Annotated in this window: 18 protein-coding genes; 12 read left to right on the top strand and 6 right to left on the bottom strand. The window is 57.8% G+C overall.

All coding sequences use genetic code 11. The annotated features are described in order from the left end of the window. Window positions 1-617: 617 nt before the first annotated feature. Window positions 618-1,037 carry a hypothetical protein gene (locus D8780_RS15975; protein ID WP_245412436.1) on the top strand — a complete coding sequence of 140 codons (420 nt, stop codon included), beginning with the start codon at window positions 618-620 and terminating at the stop codon, window positions 1,035-1,037. A 314-nt stretch (window positions 1,038-1,351) separates the two neighbouring features. After that, window positions 1,352-2,554, top strand: coding sequence for a replication initiation protein RepC (gene repC, locus D8780_RS15490; protein WP_121646777.1), 1,203 nt, complete (start codon window positions 1,352-1,354; stop codon window positions 2,552-2,554). Window positions 2,555-2,579: 25 nt separating this feature from the next. On the opposite strand, the gene D8780_RS15485 is transcribed toward repC, so the two are convergent. Beyond that, complete coding sequence (locus tag D8780_RS15485; protein ID WP_147440345.1) at window positions 2,580-2,948, bottom strand: hypothetical protein; 369 nt, start codon at window positions 2,946-2,948, stop codon at window positions 2,580-2,582. A 629-nt stretch (window positions 2,949-3,577) separates the two neighbouring features. Between D8780_RS15485 and D8780_RS15480 the strand changes: the two genes are divergently transcribed. Continuing rightward, window positions 3,578-3,835, top strand: a complete 258-nt coding sequence (locus tag D8780_RS15480; RefSeq protein ID WP_199699670.1) for a hypothetical protein — start codon at window positions 3,578-3,580, stop codon at window positions 3,833-3,835. A 52-nt stretch (window positions 3,836-3,887) separates the two neighbouring features. On the opposite strand, the gene D8780_RS15475 is transcribed toward D8780_RS15480, so the two are convergent. Beyond that, on the bottom strand, window positions 3,888-4,568 hold the full coding sequence (locus D8780_RS15475) for a thermonuclease family protein (protein WP_199699669.1): 681 nt from the start codon (window positions 4,566-4,568) through the stop codon (window positions 3,888-3,890). 610 nt (window positions 4,569-5,178) lie between these two features. Here D8780_RS15475 and D8780_RS15470 point away from each other — a divergent pair. The 7 genes from D8780_RS15470 (at window position 5,179) to D8780_RS15705 (ending at window position 10,205) form a co-directional block, all read left to right on the top strand. Next, on the top strand, window positions 5,179-5,625 hold the full coding sequence (locus D8780_RS15470; RefSeq protein WP_158598538.1) for a DUF3768 domain-containing protein: 447 nt from the start codon (window positions 5,179-5,181) through the stop codon (window positions 5,623-5,625). A 65-nt stretch (window positions 5,626-5,690) separates the two neighbouring features. After that, window positions 5,691-7,538, top strand: a complete 1,848-nt coding sequence (locus D8780_RS15465) for a ParB/RepB/Spo0J family partition protein (RefSeq protein ID WP_121646774.1) — start codon at window positions 5,691-5,693, stop codon at window positions 7,536-7,538. A 181-nt stretch (window positions 7,539-7,719) separates the two neighbouring features. Next, a complete protein-coding gene (locus D8780_RS15460) occupies window positions 7,720-8,025 on the top strand; it encodes a type II toxin-antitoxin system RelE/ParE family toxin (protein ID WP_121646773.1) in 306 nt (101 codons plus the stop codon). Then, on the top strand, window positions 8,022-8,360 hold the full coding sequence (locus D8780_RS15455) for an addiction module antidote protein (protein ID WP_121646772.1): 339 nt from the start codon (window positions 8,022-8,024) through the stop codon (window positions 8,358-8,360). The genes D8780_RS15460 and D8780_RS15455 overlap by 4 nt, the downstream gene beginning before the upstream one ends. Window positions 8,361-8,395: 35 nt before the next feature. Further along, the gene (locus D8780_RS15450) at window positions 8,396-8,674 is read left to right on the top strand and encodes a helix-turn-helix domain-containing protein (RefSeq protein WP_121646771.1); all 279 of its coding nucleotides are present in this window, start codon (window positions 8,396-8,398) and stop codon (window positions 8,672-8,674) included. Window positions 8,675-9,177: 503 nt separating this feature from the next. Then, complete coding sequence (locus D8780_RS15445; protein ID WP_121646770.1) at window positions 9,178-9,504, top strand: single-stranded DNA-binding protein; 327 nt, start codon at window positions 9,178-9,180, stop codon at window positions 9,502-9,504. 515 nt (window positions 9,505-10,019) lie between these two features. Then, window positions 10,020-10,205: a trans-acting factor B gene (locus D8780_RS15705; protein ID WP_147440343.1), complete on the top strand. Its 186-nt coding sequence runs from the start codon at window positions 10,020-10,022 to the stop codon at window positions 10,203-10,205. A gap of 216 nt (window positions 10,206-10,421) precedes the next feature. On the opposite strand, the gene D8780_RS15440 is transcribed toward D8780_RS15705, so the two are convergent. The 4 genes from D8780_RS15440 to D8780_RS15425 all read right to left on the bottom strand — a co-directional run bounded on the left by D8780_RS15440 (window position 10,422) and on the right by D8780_RS15425 (window position 12,314). Then, window positions 10,422-10,775 carry a helix-turn-helix domain-containing protein gene (locus tag D8780_RS15440; RefSeq protein ID WP_158598537.1) on the bottom strand — a complete coding sequence of 118 codons (354 nt, stop codon included), beginning with the start codon at window positions 10,773-10,775 and terminating at the stop codon, window positions 10,422-10,424. 220 nt (window positions 10,776-10,995) lie between these two features. Next, window positions 10,996-11,313 carry a transcriptional repressor TraM gene (locus tag D8780_RS15435; RefSeq protein ID WP_158598536.1) on the bottom strand — a complete coding sequence of 106 codons (318 nt, stop codon included), beginning with the start codon at window positions 11,311-11,313 and terminating at the stop codon, window positions 10,996-10,998. Between the two features lie 144 nt (window positions 11,314-11,457). Continuing rightward, window positions 11,458-12,111, bottom strand: a complete 654-nt coding sequence (locus D8780_RS15430) for an SOS response-associated peptidase (RefSeq protein WP_121646767.1) — start codon at window positions 12,109-12,111, stop codon at window positions 11,458-11,460. Next, window positions 12,090-12,314: a hypothetical protein gene (locus D8780_RS15425; protein WP_121646766.1), complete on the bottom strand. Its 225-nt coding sequence runs from the start codon at window positions 12,312-12,314 to the stop codon at window positions 12,090-12,092. Before D8780_RS15425 ends, D8780_RS15430 begins: the two co-directional genes overlap by 22 nt. A 214-nt stretch (window positions 12,315-12,528) precedes the next feature. Here D8780_RS15425 and D8780_RS15420 point away from each other — a divergent pair, with 214 nt between their 5' ends. Continuing rightward, a complete protein-coding gene (locus D8780_RS15420) occupies window positions 12,529-12,957 on the top strand; it encodes a LexA family protein (protein WP_121646795.1) in 429 nt (142 codons plus the stop codon). Window positions 12,958-12,962: 5 nt separating this feature from the next. Beyond that, complete coding sequence (locus D8780_RS15415; RefSeq protein ID WP_121646765.1) at window positions 12,963-14,243, top strand: Y-family DNA polymerase; 1,281 nt, start codon at window positions 12,963-12,965, stop codon at window positions 14,241-14,243. The last annotated feature ends 137 nt before the right edge of the window (window positions 14,244-14,380 follow it).

The following is a 14,380-nucleotide window of genomic DNA, read 5'->3' as shown; positions in this document are numbered from 1 at the left end:
ATCTGCGTTGTCGCACAATTTTGGATGCCGCTGCCACCGGCAGAGATGTCAGAGCCATGTCGTAGATTGCCCGGCAGGATTCATAATCCGGAACGTCTTTTTCAATCTGATCAAAGCAGTGCTGCAGCTTCGCGATGTCATCGACAGCTACCGATTGAACGCATTTCGCCAAAGCGTAGCGATATTGCCTCACTGATGCAGCCCCTCTCTAGGAATGATGTCTGATTGGTCTTGCTAATCCGCTTTCAGCAAACTAACAAAACAGAGTTATGTTATGTAAGAGACATTCTGATAATTTTGTGAATAGAAAAATGATACGTAAAAATAAGGTATTAGTGATATCGCTTCCGATTCTCGTAGCGTCAGGACTGCCTGCACAATCATATCAAATTGACTGTGCGATTCTTCTCTGTCTGGCTGATGGGTGGCCGGGGGGATCTGTGTGTGATGCGGCTCGTGCAGAATTCATTCGTCGTATTACTCCTTGGCCTATCGAACCTCCGCTGCAAATCTGGCGCTGTCCAATGGGCATTTCCTATCGGGGACCCGAAATGCCCGCGCGAAACTTGTCGATTAAAAAAGCTTCGCCGCAATCTCCTGCACGCGAGAAAGAGGAAGTGAGCAGGCCTTTGTCTGCCGTTCGGCGCGAGGCTCGCAGCGAAACGTTCGACAAATCGGCTCTTCTGCATTGGGTTCAGGATGCGAGGATCGGTAGCGCTGCCGATACCGATATCAGCGGACCAGAATTCGATTTCGTTCGGTCCATCCGCGTCTACCATGTCAAATACGCTCGTCAGCAATGGATTTCGAGCCGGCTGAACGAATACTGCCGGCGTTCGGAAAATGTCGATGTCGGCACCTATGGGACGCAAGGTAGTTTCGGCTGGAGTGCTAGCTCCGTTCACAACCTGCCGATCACCTATGGAAGCATAAGCGGGTGGAGCAAAGAAGATTGCCCGACAATCAGCCAGCGTGCCGTCTTCATCGAATGGCGGGACTATGAGGGCAATTACGGGTTCGAGAAGGTCAATTACTGACCATCGAAGCTATCCACAGAACTGTCGGTGGATGGTTTGCGGGACTCAGTGCGCTCGTCCACGGTCGATCCGGTAAGTATCAGCAAAAGCAAAGGAGAATACTGCCCAGAAATCAAAGCTGGAAAAGCAAAGCCCCCGCTAGGCGCCAACCAAAGCGAGGGCTTGGAATTTCAACCAGTCGAGAAGGACCAATCGAAACGGAAAAAGTCAACAGCTCCGTTTCTATCCCTTCCCGACCTCATAGGCAAGCGAAAAACGCAACTTTTGCGAACGGGATCGGCTTGCCTGGAGTCAGGTATGAGGAATTACGGATTATGGATGCGGAATCCTACCCGGCACTGCCCCAAGGCTGGCATCGGAGCCAGATCGAAACGCTACTCAACGAAATCGCCCCGGCCATCGGCCTTGGCTGCAACCGGCTCGCTGCGCTTCTCTACATGATAAGCCGCACGCGGCCGAGCGACTGGACTTCGCGCACAAGCGAGCCTGTCTATTACGCTTCGCAGGCCGATACCGCCCTGGCGCTCAACAAAACCACGCGCGCCCTGCGCTATGATGAGCGCGTTCTGAGCGAAGATCTCGGGATCATCGAACTTCGCATCAAGGCCAATGGCTCACGCGGTTCGCTCAGCCGTTGCGGCATCGTGTTTTCACGCCTTATCGAGATGGTTCCCGACCTGATCGAATTGCGCGATCAGCTTCGCCAGGAGCGCGAAGACATCAGGCGTCTGGTCGCGGAACGCAGCGTCTATCTTCGTCGAATGAACAAGGCGCTGGCGCGCCTCTCAGCCAACCACCCCGATCGGGCCGCACTTGCGGAAGCCCTCAATGGCTGGCCGCCAAGTCGCTCCCTGCGCCAATTGCCGATTGCCAGTCTTGAAGCTCACGTCGCGGCCGCTCGCGCGCTGTGTATAAAGGCCGATCAGATCGTCCAAATGACGTGTGATTCTTCCGGTCGAGCGGAACAAAACTTCCGCTCTTATATACAAGAGAACAAGGAAGATCAGACTTCTGAATGTACCGTGCCGGTGAACAAACGGACCTCGGGCAAGCCCTCGGACTTTGATTTAATAGAAACTGCGCCTGACGGCGCAGTTATGGGCTCTGGAATAAAGGAGGCAGCCGAACGGACAGCGTCTAAAGGGCCACTGAAGGTTCTTTTGGAACCGGATTACCTTTACCGATTGGCCGGACCCGACCTGAAACAGTTCATCGCCGCGCGTTGCAGCGACCATGGACAAATCCGCCCGCTCGATGTGATCGATGGGGCGCATGACCTTTTGCCATCTCTCGGCATCAATTATTCGGCTTGGACAGAAGCGGCAACGGTGATGGGAGATGCCGGCGCGGCGCTTTGCGTCCTGGTGCTGGACGCCAATCGCGATCATCCGATGACTCCGGTCATCAATCCGGGCGGTGCATTCCGCGCCATGACGCGAAAATTCCGGGCTGGAAAGCTCAATCTTACGGGGAGTCTGATTGGTTTGGCGCGGCGACGTGGTCTGCGAAGAGAATGAGCGACCTGCCAATGGGCCGAATATGTTACGTCGACTTGTCGTCTTTTGTCAGATCGTTTGGACCGAGGCTTCGTTGGACGATGCTCATGCCCTTATAGAGCGGGACATCAGCGCTGATGCAGCCGGTTTCATGGAGGAAACCGACCACACCCGCAAATGTCTTGAAGCTCCGGGGCTCCACCTTTTCCGATCCCTCCAGAGCAGTGCGGGCGGTCACAAGCGTATAGTCAGGACGATCGTCTGAGGTTACAGCTCGCATGATCCAGGTGCCGCGCCAGTTGCCCTGCGTCTGGTAGGCATTTTTAAGGCAGACGACCTGAATCCGGTACTCACCAAGCTGCACCAACCGGCGCAGTGGTTCCTCCAGGATTATTCTCAAGGCGGACTCAGGCATGATCGCGTTTCGGGTGCAATGACTTACCTTCTTCTACTCACCCAACGAATAATGTCCAATGGCGGTCGGCCTATACACAGTCTCTGAAATGTCATGAAAAAGGCCGGAATCTCGCGATCCCGGCCAAGGTGTATCACCTTTCACGGTCATCGGCGTCCCCGCCTGTACCGTGGCGCTAACAAAACACATTTCTGTTTTTTCGTCAAAACCATCATCTTTCCAAAAATATCCACGGGGATGCGCCTTTGGCGCTGTCGAGGGGGCAGTCAGTCCCCTAAAACAATATTGCTCTTTTGTGTGTCTGTGATAGCGTTGGCATGGACGCGCTACCCCGCGCGATCCGTCCTTCGTGGTGAAGGATGATTTGGCCCTGCTTCGCCAGGGCTTTTTTTTGACAATTCGGCGTCCGGCTGTTCACCCGGCCCGAAAGGGCCGGGGCCGGACCTTCCACCCCACACGGTCTTCGCAGTCTACCACACCGTTCAAGGACGGCGACGCGCTGGCGACGCGTCTTGCAAGCCACCCGTTCCGGGCGGTCCTGGACCTGGCGTGTCCGATCGGCGGCGACCGGGCGGGGCGTCAGCCTCGATTCTCCCGGCGCTTTGCTCTATCTTCAAAGGAGAAATGCCATGAGCGATACGAACATGACCAGTGAAGAAAAAGCGCTCTATGATGAGCGGATGCGTGCCGAAACGGCGAAGTTGCTGGCCGAGACGGGCAAGCTCATCCAGGAAAGCAGCAAATTCCTACACGAGAGCCGCAAGCTTGCCATGGAAGGCAACAAGCTCAAATGGGACGCCGTGCTCGCCCCGGCCCTGGCCGCGGCGGCGCTGATCGGCGCCACGGCCGCAGCAACAGGCGCAGCCATCAAGATCTTCGGCGCCTAAGACAGGAGCGGCCTCACGGCCGCTCTTTTGCGTTTATCGTATCGCGTAAAAACTAATGCCGCCGCCAGTCACTCCGGCGCTCGAATTCCGTCGACCAAAGACCAAGCGCGGCGCTTCGCGCCGCGCTCTCTTCATCGACATAACGAAGCGAATAGCGACGATAGGCCATCGCAAAACCCTCAGCGACCATGCGGCTATTGAGATCGAGCGAACCTACCTGGCAAATCCCGACTAGCCGCCCATAGCGATCTGTATCGCGGATTTCGCAGGAAATAGGCCGTGTCCCAATCAATTGAGCGAGGGTTTCGGTTGCCGCGTCGCCGCAGCGCCAGGCTGTTCCCGTCGCTTTCATCTTGCAGGTCTGATCCGATTCCGGCGCGTCGATGCCGAACAGCCGGATTCGCCGATCGTTTATGGCCAGTGTGTCGCCATCGATGATGCGTGCCACGCCTTCAACCGTGGTGATTTTGGATGAGGTTATGTCGAGGCCGAGCTGGTCTTTCAGGCGGTCGATCCAGATTGTGATTTGATCGCCGAAGGTCGAGACGGTCAGTTCGTCCAGGCTCCAGCGTTTTGCATCGAGCTTTTCGAAGTTCAGGTCCGACAGTTCGAAACCTTGAATATTAAGCGCATCGAGATCTGTCTGGCGCAGTAGCAAGATACCGGCCAAAGCGATCATGATGACAAGGAGACCGGGGCCGCGCCGGCGGCGTCTGCGTCGGAAAATAGGCATTCGATTCCTCTAATGAAAACCACGGTCTAAGCCAATGAAGAATGGCTTTTGACCTCTGCAAATCAGTCTCGATTTGAGATTGTGAGCCCATCCCGCATGAATGCGTGAGCGCGCCCTATTCGGTCTCTTCAAACCCTCACCGGGCCGAACGGCTCCACTCTTCCTGGGCGCCCATTGTGCTGTCGTCAGTCTCTTCCGAGCCAGCCACCATCACGGCCCCCATGGTCGTGCGGAACACGCCTGTCCCGGCCCAGTCGGGTAACGCTCGCTTGGGCGAGGCTCTGGAGATCGGCGCTTTGCGCGCGCCGATCGCTCCTTGGTGGAATTCGTGAACCGCCGGTTCCCCCGCGCCTAGGCCGTTCGTCCGGCGTCAGTCAGGGTGTCCCCGACATCGGTCCCGTTCGCCGCCATGGCGCTCCGGACTGCGTTGCCGGGTGATCCCCCTCCCCTCCTTCCCGCCGTCCTCAGACCTGGCACGGGTCCCCCTCCTGCCCTCGCCGGGAGGCAGTCCAGCAAGAGAGGCGCGCGCTTTGCGCGGCTCACTTGCCAGACCGCCCCTCATGATCGGCACCAAGACCGGCACGGGGCTTCACCACTAAGGAGGCCACAAATGGCTCAATACATATGCCTGTCCTGCGGATCGACCGAGACGCTGGATTCCATGATCCCCGATTGCTGCTCGGCTTGCGGCGGCAGCCTTGTCAACGTTTCGCGCGCAACCGCGATTGCCGAAAAGAACGATGCCTTTCGTCGCCAAAGCCTGACAGCTTCAAATGAGAGCGCCCCCATTGGCCGCGTCGTTATGACCCGTGCCGTCGCTTTCGAAAGCGAAGCGTTTCAGCTTGCCGCTATGCAGGCCGTCGCCGCGCAAACTGCCTTTGAAGACGACAACGACCCATATGGCGAACATGATTTCGGGAAGGTCACAGCCCTTGGCAAAGACCTCTTCTGGAAAATCGACCTCTACGATGCCGACTATCAATACGGCACCGAAGACGCCTTGGACGACGCCCAAACGCGGCGGCTCCTGACCATCATGTTTCCAGAAGACTACTGACCTCAGCGCGGCCAGCCCCTTGGCCGCAATTCCCCATTGATCGATCCCTTGAAGGACCAAACACCATGTCCAAGCACGAAACCATCACCGCCGAAGAAACCCGCTTTCCCCTTGAAAGCCTCTATCTGTCACCCCTCAACCCGCGCCAGAACGTCACCGATGACGAAGTGGCAGAACTGGCCGAAAGCATTCGAACCGCTGGCCTCATCCAAAATCTTGCCGGTTTGCGTGACGACAAGGGCGGCATCGGAATCGTTGCTGGTGGCCGACGCCTTCGCGCGTTGCAGCTATTGGCCAAAACCGATCACATCGCCCAACACCCCGACCTTGCCAATCCGCGCGTCCAGATCGCACCCGACAGTCTGACAGCGCAGGCTTGGGCCGTCGCTGAAAACGCTGCCCGCCGGGACCTCCATCCCGCAGACGAAATCCGTGCCTATGGAAAGATGGAAAAGGCCGGTGCGACCGTTGCCGTCATCGCCCGCGCCTTTGCCGTCTCTGAAAATCATGTCTACAAGCGGCTTGCACTCGCCAATCTGCCGACGCCGATCATCGATGCGCTGGCCCAAAACGCCATCGGCCTTGGCAGCGCCAGCGCCTTCACAATCAGCGAGGACGAACAGCGCAGTCTTGAAGTGCTGGACATCGCAAAAGCCCGCAATCTCTCCGAACACCAGATCAAGACCCTGCTGAAACCCGACCGGATCAATGCCACAGACCGGCGCGTTCGCTTCATCGGACTGGACGCCTACACAGAAGCAGGCGGCAAGGTCACGAACGACCTCTTTTCCGATGTCGTTTCGCTGGAAAATCCCGATCTGGTCGATGCCATCTTTCGCGACAAACTCTCGGAGGTCGCCGGGGCGATCCAATCGGAGGCGGGCTGGAAATGGGCCGAAACCATCGAAGAAAGCTATATCGGCTATCACACGATCGAAGACGCCAAAATGGCGCGGCTCTACCCCGAAGCGGGCGATCTAAGCGAAGCAAGATCGGAACGCTATGACGAGCTGGCCGAGCTTGCCAATGGAGACGTGCTTGATGACGACGGCCTCGATGAATTGAATGCGCTACAGGCCATCATCGACGGCGATTACTCCGACGAACAGAAAACCCATGCCGGGATCATCGCCTATGTCGATACGCAAGGCGTTTTCCAGTGCGCCAAAGGTATTGTGCGCAACGAAGACAAGGTGGCGGCCATTGAGGCAGGGCTTCTGCAGGGCTCGTCACACAGCACAGGCGAACCCGCCGCCAAACCGGCAATTTCCAATGCGCTCGCCGACGATCTGGCGCGGGTGGCGACCGGCGCTCGGCAAAATGCCGCGCTCGCCAATCCGGAACTGCTGCTGGCGCTTCTGGCCTATCAGCTTACCGGCAAGATGGGGTATCGAAACGCATTCGGTTTGAGGACGTCTGACGTTGCCAACTGGCCGACCACATCAGGCGACGGCTACGAACTCGATAGGCGCCTGACCACACCGGCAGACCGTCCAGACGATCCGTTTGGATCGGACCTTGCGAAAGGTTTTCGCGCCTTCCGGGCGCGTGGGAACGATCACGTCATGGCCGAACTGACCCGTCACCTCGCCGCGCTGGTCAGCATTGGCGATGACAAGCTTGCCGCCCTTCTCGACAAGGAGGTTGAAACCGACATTCGGGCGGTCTGGACCCCAACCGCTACGAACTTCTTTGGCCGCGTCGGCGGGGCCTATCTCAATGATCTGTGGCGCGATCTTCTGGACCTCTCCGAGAACGATGCGGCGGCCAAATCCTTCGCCAAGCTGAAAAAGAGCGAGAAGGCCGACAGGTTGGAGAAGCTGTTCAGTAGCAAGGAGACACAGGCCGTGCATGGCGTCACTGCCGAACAGGCCGAGCGGATCGCCAAATGGCTCCCCGAAGGCATGGCCTGACATTGGTGGGCGGGGCGCGCGAAGCGCCCTGCCCTATCGGCCCGCAGAAGGCTGGAACCGCTTACGTCCTTCGTGGTGAGGATGACTTGGCCCCCGCTTTCGGGCGGGGGTTTTTTAGAGTTGCAGCTCGAAACTGATAACTACAGTTGACGGTTCGAAAAGTGATAACTATAGTATTCACATGTTTCAGATTATTCAAAGCTCTGTTTTTACGAAGTGGCTGGGCGGTCTGAAAGATCGTCGGGCCAAGCAGCGGATCGCCGCTCGCTTGGTGCGGCTGGAAGACGGCAATGTTGGCGATGCCAAGTCTGTTGGCGGAGGCATTTCCGAACTGCGTATTCCCTATGGACCGGGCTATCGGGTCTATTTCACGCGGCGCGGCCATATGGTCGTGATACTGCTTTGCGGTGGCGATAAATCGAGCCAGGCCCGTGATATTCAGACTGCCCGCGAACTGGCGGAAACATGGAAAGGGTCAAGCCAATGAAAGACGTGGAATTTAGCCGTTTCGATGCGGCAGATTATATCGAAGACGAAGATGATGTCGTTGAATTCCTTCATGCGGCCATGGATGAAGGTGGTGACGATCCAGCCTATATCGCGCGCGCTCTTGGGGTGATCGCCCGTGCGCGAAACATGAGCCAGCTTTCACGCGAAACCGGCATATCGCGCGTCGGATTGAACAAGGCGCTATCGGGTGAAGGCAATCCGACACTCGACACAATCTTGAAAGTCTCCAAAGCCTTGGGTTTGCGTTTGTCGTTCGAGACTGTCGATACGAGCGAGGACGCCGAAGCCGAACATCTGGAGGGTGCCGCTTAACTGCGTCGCCTTGAAACATTCAGCGAGGGTGACGCATGAGTACGGACGAAATCGAGCTGCCGGCTGATCCAAACGATCCCGAAGATTTCGATGTCACGGCAGAGGCCATGGAACGGGGTCAGCGGGCGCGCTTTGTCAGAATGACGCGAACCGCACTCGCGCTTTCGCGGCTAGAGTTTGCCACGCGGTTTTGTGTTCCCGTTGGAACGCTCCGCGATTGGGAGCAAGCGCGCGTCACGGCTCCGGATTATGCCGTCGCCTATCTTCGCGTGATCGCGGCTGACCCGGATCTTGTCGCCAAGGCCGTTGTTTAGGCAGCCGTTTGGCGCGGCGCAGCGCGGCCTAGCTCGACCTGCGTTTGTTGTTCGAGACTGTCGAGCCCGGCGAGAACGCCAAAGCTGAACATCTGGAGGGGGCCGCCTAGTCCGCATATCGCATACTGCATATCGCAGTTCGAATATCCAATGACTTATCCCGCGTTTTGTATAAGCGCAGTTCAGTGGCCTCGTTACCCCATTGGACTAAGACGTTTGATGTGCAGCCGTCGCACCGACGCCCGCCACTGTCGCATGAAGCCATTTCCCGCAAGCCATTCATCGGCCTCCGATGAAACCGAAGACGTACCCAATCGCCCCGTGAGGCGTGTTTCGGACGCTGAACCTGGCTTGGTCCACTCTTAGCGACCGGGCAGCTCTTCAAGAGTGCCCTTCAATTAAAAAAGCGGTTTCCGCCTTGCGGACCCTCCGCTTTTTGGTTTGATCGCATCGCGTCCCAGCCTGTCCGCTTTTTACCGAAACACGCATCACAGGAGACAATCATGCGGACATTCGCAGAATTTCAGATCATCGGCCGAGTTGGAAAGATCAAGGAAGTCGGCCCGACCCTTCGCGTTTCCGTCGCCGCCGAATACGGCCGCAAGGACAACAATGGCGAGTTCCAGTCCAACCCCTTCTGGAATGAAGTGACCATCTTTAACGAACGCGCCATGAAATGGGTGCTCGACAATATCGGCTCCGGCGACCTGATCCACACTCGCGGCACGATCCGCCAGAGCGACTACGAAAAGGACGGCCAGAAGGTCTACGGCTTCACCCTTGCCGCCAATGATTTCGACCTCCTGCACAAGAAGGTTGTCGAGAGCTAAGATCGGGCGGCTTCGGCCGCCCTTTCTCCCCTTCTCCATCATCTTTCCAAAAATATCCTCGGGGGAATGCGCTAAAGGCGCATAGGGGGCAGACAGCCCCCATCCTGATGGCCGAGGAAGCCCCTACGCCCCTTCCTCGTACTCCTTTCCCACACGGCGAAACGGCCCTGCTAACCGCAGCCCCGCCCTCATGATGGCTGTTCTGTTTTGGCCACAATGAAACCATGGGTCGCAACGGCATGGTGAAAGCGACCGTGATCCAGTCTTTCAGCCTGGCTCGGTTTATTGGCGATCGACGAGTTGACCGGAGCAACGAAGCTCGGTGTTTTCAAACGATCCTGGAGAGGCCGTGCGTAATCCTATGCTGCGCACGATACGCCCCGTTCCCGCTTCAAGACCGCAACCCCGTTGGGGTTCTCCACTGCGTTGCGACCGCTTGCGCGGTGCGGTCAGCGGTCCCGCGGCGCAGTCGAGCTCCGCGATTACGCATCAACAGCCTCTCAAGGAGATACGCTATGAAAACACTAATGCACTTCTGCCGCAGAACCGGTCGCCTCATGTCCCGGATCGCCAATAAACTGATCCGCCACATGACCCACAAGGGTCAATTGCGGATCACGGTCGCTTTCACCATTCCGTTCATCGCCAAGCTCGAATTCGGCTACCGCCTTGAACTCGGCAAAACAGAACAGCCATCATGAGGGTGGCGCCCTGACTTCGGTCAGGGCGCCTTTCGCCATGCCCCGGATGCTAGGCTCCGCTTAGCCTGCGAATGTCAGCCAGCCATGGCCAACGCAGGATGCAAGGGACAAGAAGATGGCGAGTGCCATGAGAAGCCGCGCCGTTCCGTTATTCATGCAGATCGCGACCCGCTGTTTGACGCAATCGATTCCGACTTACCTTGCGCCGAACCACCACTATGAGAGCGCCCTACCCTTGCCGCTTTTCATGCCGTGGTCGACGATATGCAAGAAAGCGGCGGCGGTTTCTGGCGGCAGGTCGAATATGCCAACGCAAAGCTGCAGTTTCTTTTCGGCGTCTTCCTCGTTCTCTCCAAAGAAATGTGGAGCGATTTCACCCAACAATTCGATCGGATGAAAATCGAGCAGTTCGGCAAGATGGACCATTCGTGTCGCAGTCATCTTCGAGAACCCACGCTCATATCGCCCATACACTTGCGCTGATAGTCCCAGCAACTCGCCAAGCTCGTTGCGTGTGAGAGGGATAGCGTCTCGACGTTCCCGAATTAATTTGCCGATCGCGGCATCCATCTCGGAGAATTCCTGTATGCCGCGAAAACCCGAACGTCTATGAATCGGCTTGTCGACTTCGGGATCTGTGGTTTCGACGAGTCCCATTCGGTTTTTATAGGCTTCGTTGTCCAGTGTCCGGCTCCTTGCCATTCTCTTCAATTCCGCAAGTCAATGGCGGGTGTCTCGACACGCAGCCATTGCCCATTTCATGATAACAGTTTCCGACATCCTCGATGCGTCAACGCTCACCAGAATTTATGCCTTGCGGGATGTATCCAAGTCTGTCGATTACGGCCGCGGCAATCTGATGATGTGCCTTCATGGATAGGACGGCGTTTGTATAGTGGTACAGCGTGTCGCCTTCGCCGTCCTTCGTGGACGCGCTTTTCTGGATTGAATCGAGTCGATCGTACAGTCGCTGCGCATGATCCACTCGTCGTCTTTGGGCGCAGATCACGGCGACAGCCAAGCGCTCAAGTTGCTCTGGTGTCAATTTGGACAGAGCATTGTCCATCGCAAGCGATGGCGATGATCGAAGGCTAATCCGTTTTTTCATTGTCCGTCTCTTTCTATCCAATAGAGCAGAGTTCCGCGAGCGAGCGACGGGCTCATGACGCTCCATGCAAACGGATGCCGTGCGCGAACCGTTCCTGGGCGGGATCGCTCAGTCTGAAGGTAGATTGGCCTGGCAAACAGTGGCTCAGGGTCCAGCGTCCTTTTTTTCGCCTTTCGCCACAATCCGCAATGCGCCATCCGGCAAGGGGCGTTGCAGGTCTTTGGATTCATTCCAGTCGGCCCGCTGCCAGACCTCGCGCTCTTCGACCGTCGTCAAGATGACAGGCATAGCCCGCGGATGGACGGCCTTCACTTCCGCATTCGGCTCGCAGGTCAGGAAGCCGTAGCGATCGACGTTGACCTCGCCCTCCTTCATTTTCCAAACCGCCGTCCAATTCGTCCAGATTCCGGCGAAGAACAGAAGCGGCCGATCATCATTGGCCGCGAACCAGACCGGCACTTTCGTGCCGTCGATCGTGTCGTATTCACTGAAAGAGGTGAACGGCACCAGGCATCGATGTTCGATGCTCAACCAACGGCGCCAGTGAGGCGATTCCGTCCGCCGGACATTGGTGACGCCCGGGTCGGTCTTCTTGTTCTCCAGCGCCTTCTGCGGCGACGGCATGCCCCAACGGGCCGTGACCATCTCCAGACCATCGGCGCCGTTTCGCACGATCGGCGCTTGCGTATCAGGAAAGATGCCAGGGAGCGGCGGCAGATTGCCGGTCTTGTCCGTCATGCCCTTCACAAGGTCGCGGATCGCTGCTTGCGTGCTCGTCATGGAGTAGAGATTGCACATGAGCGGCGCTCCATCATTTTGGCGCTGGGCGATTTATATCCGGCCCTATACATGAAATTCGGTTCCTTGCGCATGGATCGTGCGCGCCGCTCGACCTGAAGTTTGGCCAGCGCCTTTGTGTCCTCCAGGCCGCGCGGGTTCGTATCCGCATCATAGGCCGCCCAGTTCCAACGATCGTCGAAATGCTTGACGACGACACCCATGGTCGCGCCGTCTCGATTCCGGACGCAGGTGCCGAAATGATCAGGATTATGGCCGTTCGGCCAGGTTCGCCGCCACTGGAAACAGCCGCGTCAAATGATCATTGGTCCTCCAGAAGCGGACGTTGGGTCATAACCATGCTTTTCATCCTAACGTTGACAGCCGAATTATCGCGCTTCTTATATGTAAAATGTTCGCTTTATGTTCTGCAAGGTCATGATCCTTCATTTCGCCCGCATCGCGGTCTCTCCGCAGCTGCTTCCCTTTGCCACGGTCAACGTCGCGGCGGGGTTTCCATCGCCCGCGGCCGACGATCTGGAAGATACGATCGATCCGATTGCCTGGATCGTTCGCCACGAGAGCGCCATCTTCTGGTGGCGCGTGTCAGGCGATAGTCTGGAGGCCGAAGGCATAATGGACGGCGATCTGATTGCCGTTGACCGCGCCGGCAAGAAACGGCTTGGACGGATCGTTCTTGCCGTGGTCGACGGAGCCGTCACGCTCAAGAAACTGGCCCGACGTGAAGGCGTGTATTTTCTCGATCCACGCTCCCATGGCGATCGCTACGCGCCGATCAAGGTCACGGAATCGACCGAGATTTGGGGCGTCGTCGCCGGCGTCGTGCGCCGCCTTCCGGTCGAATAAATCCGATGGCCGACCCCATCGCCCTGATCGACTGCAACAATTTCTACGTCAGTTGCGAGCGCGTTTTCGATCCGCGCCTTGCCGGTGTGCCGGTCATCGTCCTGTCGAACAATGATGGCTGCGCGATTGCACGCTCGGAGGAAGCCAAGGCGCTCGGCATCAAGATGGGTGCGCCAGCCTTCAAGATGCGCGATGTGATCGAACGGCACGGCATCAGGGTCTTTTCGTCCAATTACACACTCTACGGCGATATGAGCCGGCGCGTCGTTGATACGATTGGCGGCTTCTCTCCGCGTTTTGAAGTCTATTCGATCGATGAAACCTTCGTCGATCTTTCTGGCTTCGGTGAACGGATGATCGCTCAGGCGTCCGACATGCGCCAGGAAGTGCGCGAGCGAACCGGCATCCCGACTTGTGTCGGCATCGCTGCCACGAAGACGCTCGCCAAGCTTGCAAACTTCGCGGCCAAGAAGAATCCGCTTTTCGCCGGTATTTGCAATCTGACGGACGACGCCATCCGCGACTATGTTTTGGATCGCGTGCCGATCGGCGAGATCTGGGGTGTCGGCGCTGCGACCGAAGCGAAATTGCAGGCCCAGGGCATTTTGTGGGCCTCGCAGTTGCGCGCCATGCCCCTGCCCCATGCCCGAAAGATCGGAACCGTCGTACTGGAACGTCTCGTCGCCGAACTGCGTGGTGTGCCTTGCATCGGCATCGAGGAGGTCGAACCTCAGCGTAAGGGCATGGCCGTAACCCGATCTGCCGGAACGCCAATGACCAGCTTCGACGAGCTCTCGCAGGCTCTTTCGGCCCATGCGAGCCGTGCAGCGGAAAAGCTGCGCTCTCATGGCCTTGTCGCCGGCACCATCACGGCGTTTTTCCATACCAACCGGCATAAGCCAGAGCGGCCCCAGCATTCCGCATCGCGGACCACGCGTCTGACGCCCATGTCGGCCGACAGCTTCGATCTGGTCGAGGCCGCTCTGAGATGTGCTGCACGGGCATGGAAGGGTGATCGCGATCATAATGGCTATGCCTACACCAAGGCCGGTGTGATCCTTGATGACCTGGTGGTCGCCGACAAGGCCCCTCGCCTTCTGTTTCCTCCGGATCGACCGCGCGATGCTCGCCTTATGGGCGCGCTTGATGCGGTCAATGATCGTTTCGGCAAGAAGACGCTTGTCCTCGCAAGCGAAGGCTACAAACGATCATGGGCGTTGCGGGCCGACCATCGTTCGCCCCGCTACACCACTCGCCTCAGTGATCTGCCAACCGTCAACATCTGAGACTGTTGAGCCTTTTTCGCCGGCTTAGGGCGCCGCCCTCGGCGCGCTGCGAAGCGGCTTCCGCCCAGCTTCCCTCGCGCTTTGGCGCTCAGTGCAGCCGGTTCCCCGCGAAGCCGCCCACTCCGCTTGCACACCCG

The organism is Notoacmeibacter ruber, from assembly GCF_003668555.1.
In the GTDB taxonomy this organism is placed as follows: Bacteria; Pseudomonadota; Alphaproteobacteria; order Rhizobiales; family Rhizobiaceae; genus Notoacmeibacter; species Notoacmeibacter ruber.
This window is presented reverse-complemented; position numbering and strand designations above follow the sequence as displayed.

Bases quoted from the DNA above. Each gene is read 5' to 3' on its own strand.
- D8780_RS15460 (WP_121646773.1), top strand. From the start codon at position 7,720: ATGTTTCAGATTATTCAAAGCTCTGTTTTTACGAAGTGGCTGGGCGGT.
- repC (WP_121646777.1), top strand. From the start codon at position 1,352: ATGGATGCGGAATCCTACCCGGCACTGCCCCAAGGCTGGCATCGGAGC.
- D8780_RS15475 (WP_199699669.1), bottom strand. From the start codon at position 4,568: ATGCCTATTTTCCGACGCAGACGCCGCCGGCGCGGCCCCGGTCTCCTT.
- D8780_RS15455 (WP_121646772.1), top strand. From the start codon at position 8,022: ATGAAAGACGTGGAATTTAGCCGTTTCGATGCGGCAGATTATATCGAA.
- D8780_RS15705 (WP_147440343.1), top strand. From the start codon at position 10,020: ATGAAAACACTAATGCACTTCTGCCGCAGAACCGGTCGCCTCATGTCC.
- D8780_RS15450 (WP_121646771.1), top strand. From the start codon at position 8,396: ATGAGTACGGACGAAATCGAGCTGCCGGCTGATCCAAACGATCCCGAA.
- D8780_RS15420 (WP_121646795.1), top strand. From the start codon at position 12,529: ATGATCCTTCATTTCGCCCGCATCGCGGTCTCTCCGCAGCTGCTTCCC.
- D8780_RS15430 (WP_121646767.1), bottom strand. From the start codon at position 12,111: ATGTGCAATCTCTACTCCATGACGAGCACGCAAGCAGCGATCCGCGAC.
- D8780_RS15415 (WP_121646765.1), top strand. From the start codon at position 12,963: ATGGCCGACCCCATCGCCCTGATCGACTGCAACAATTTCTACGTCAGT.
- D8780_RS15485 (WP_147440345.1), bottom strand. From the start codon at position 2,948: ATGCCTGAGTCCGCCTTGAGAATAATCCTGGAGGAACCACTGCGCCGG.
- D8780_RS15480 (WP_199699670.1), top strand. From the start codon at position 3,578: ATGAGCGATACGAACATGACCAGTGAAGAAAAAGCGCTCTATGATGAG.
- D8780_RS15435 (WP_158598536.1), bottom strand. From the start codon at position 11,313: ATGAAAAAACGGATTAGCCTTCGATCATCGCCATCGCTTGCGATGGAC.
- D8780_RS15425 (WP_121646766.1), bottom strand. From the start codon at position 12,314: ATGGGTGTCGTCGTCAAGCATTTCGACGATCGTTGGAACTGGGCGGCC.
- D8780_RS15470 (WP_158598538.1), top strand. From the start codon at position 5,179: ATGGCTCAATACATATGCCTGTCCTGCGGATCGACCGAGACGCTGGAT.
- D8780_RS15440 (WP_158598537.1), bottom strand. From the start codon at position 10,775: ATGGATGCCGCGATCGGCAAATTAATTCGGGAACGTCGAGACGCTATC.
- D8780_RS15445 (WP_121646770.1), top strand. From the start codon at position 9,178: ATGCGGACATTCGCAGAATTTCAGATCATCGGCCGAGTTGGAAAGATC.
- D8780_RS15465 (WP_121646774.1), top strand. From the start codon at position 5,691: ATGTCCAAGCACGAAACCATCACCGCCGAAGAAACCCGCTTTCCCCTT.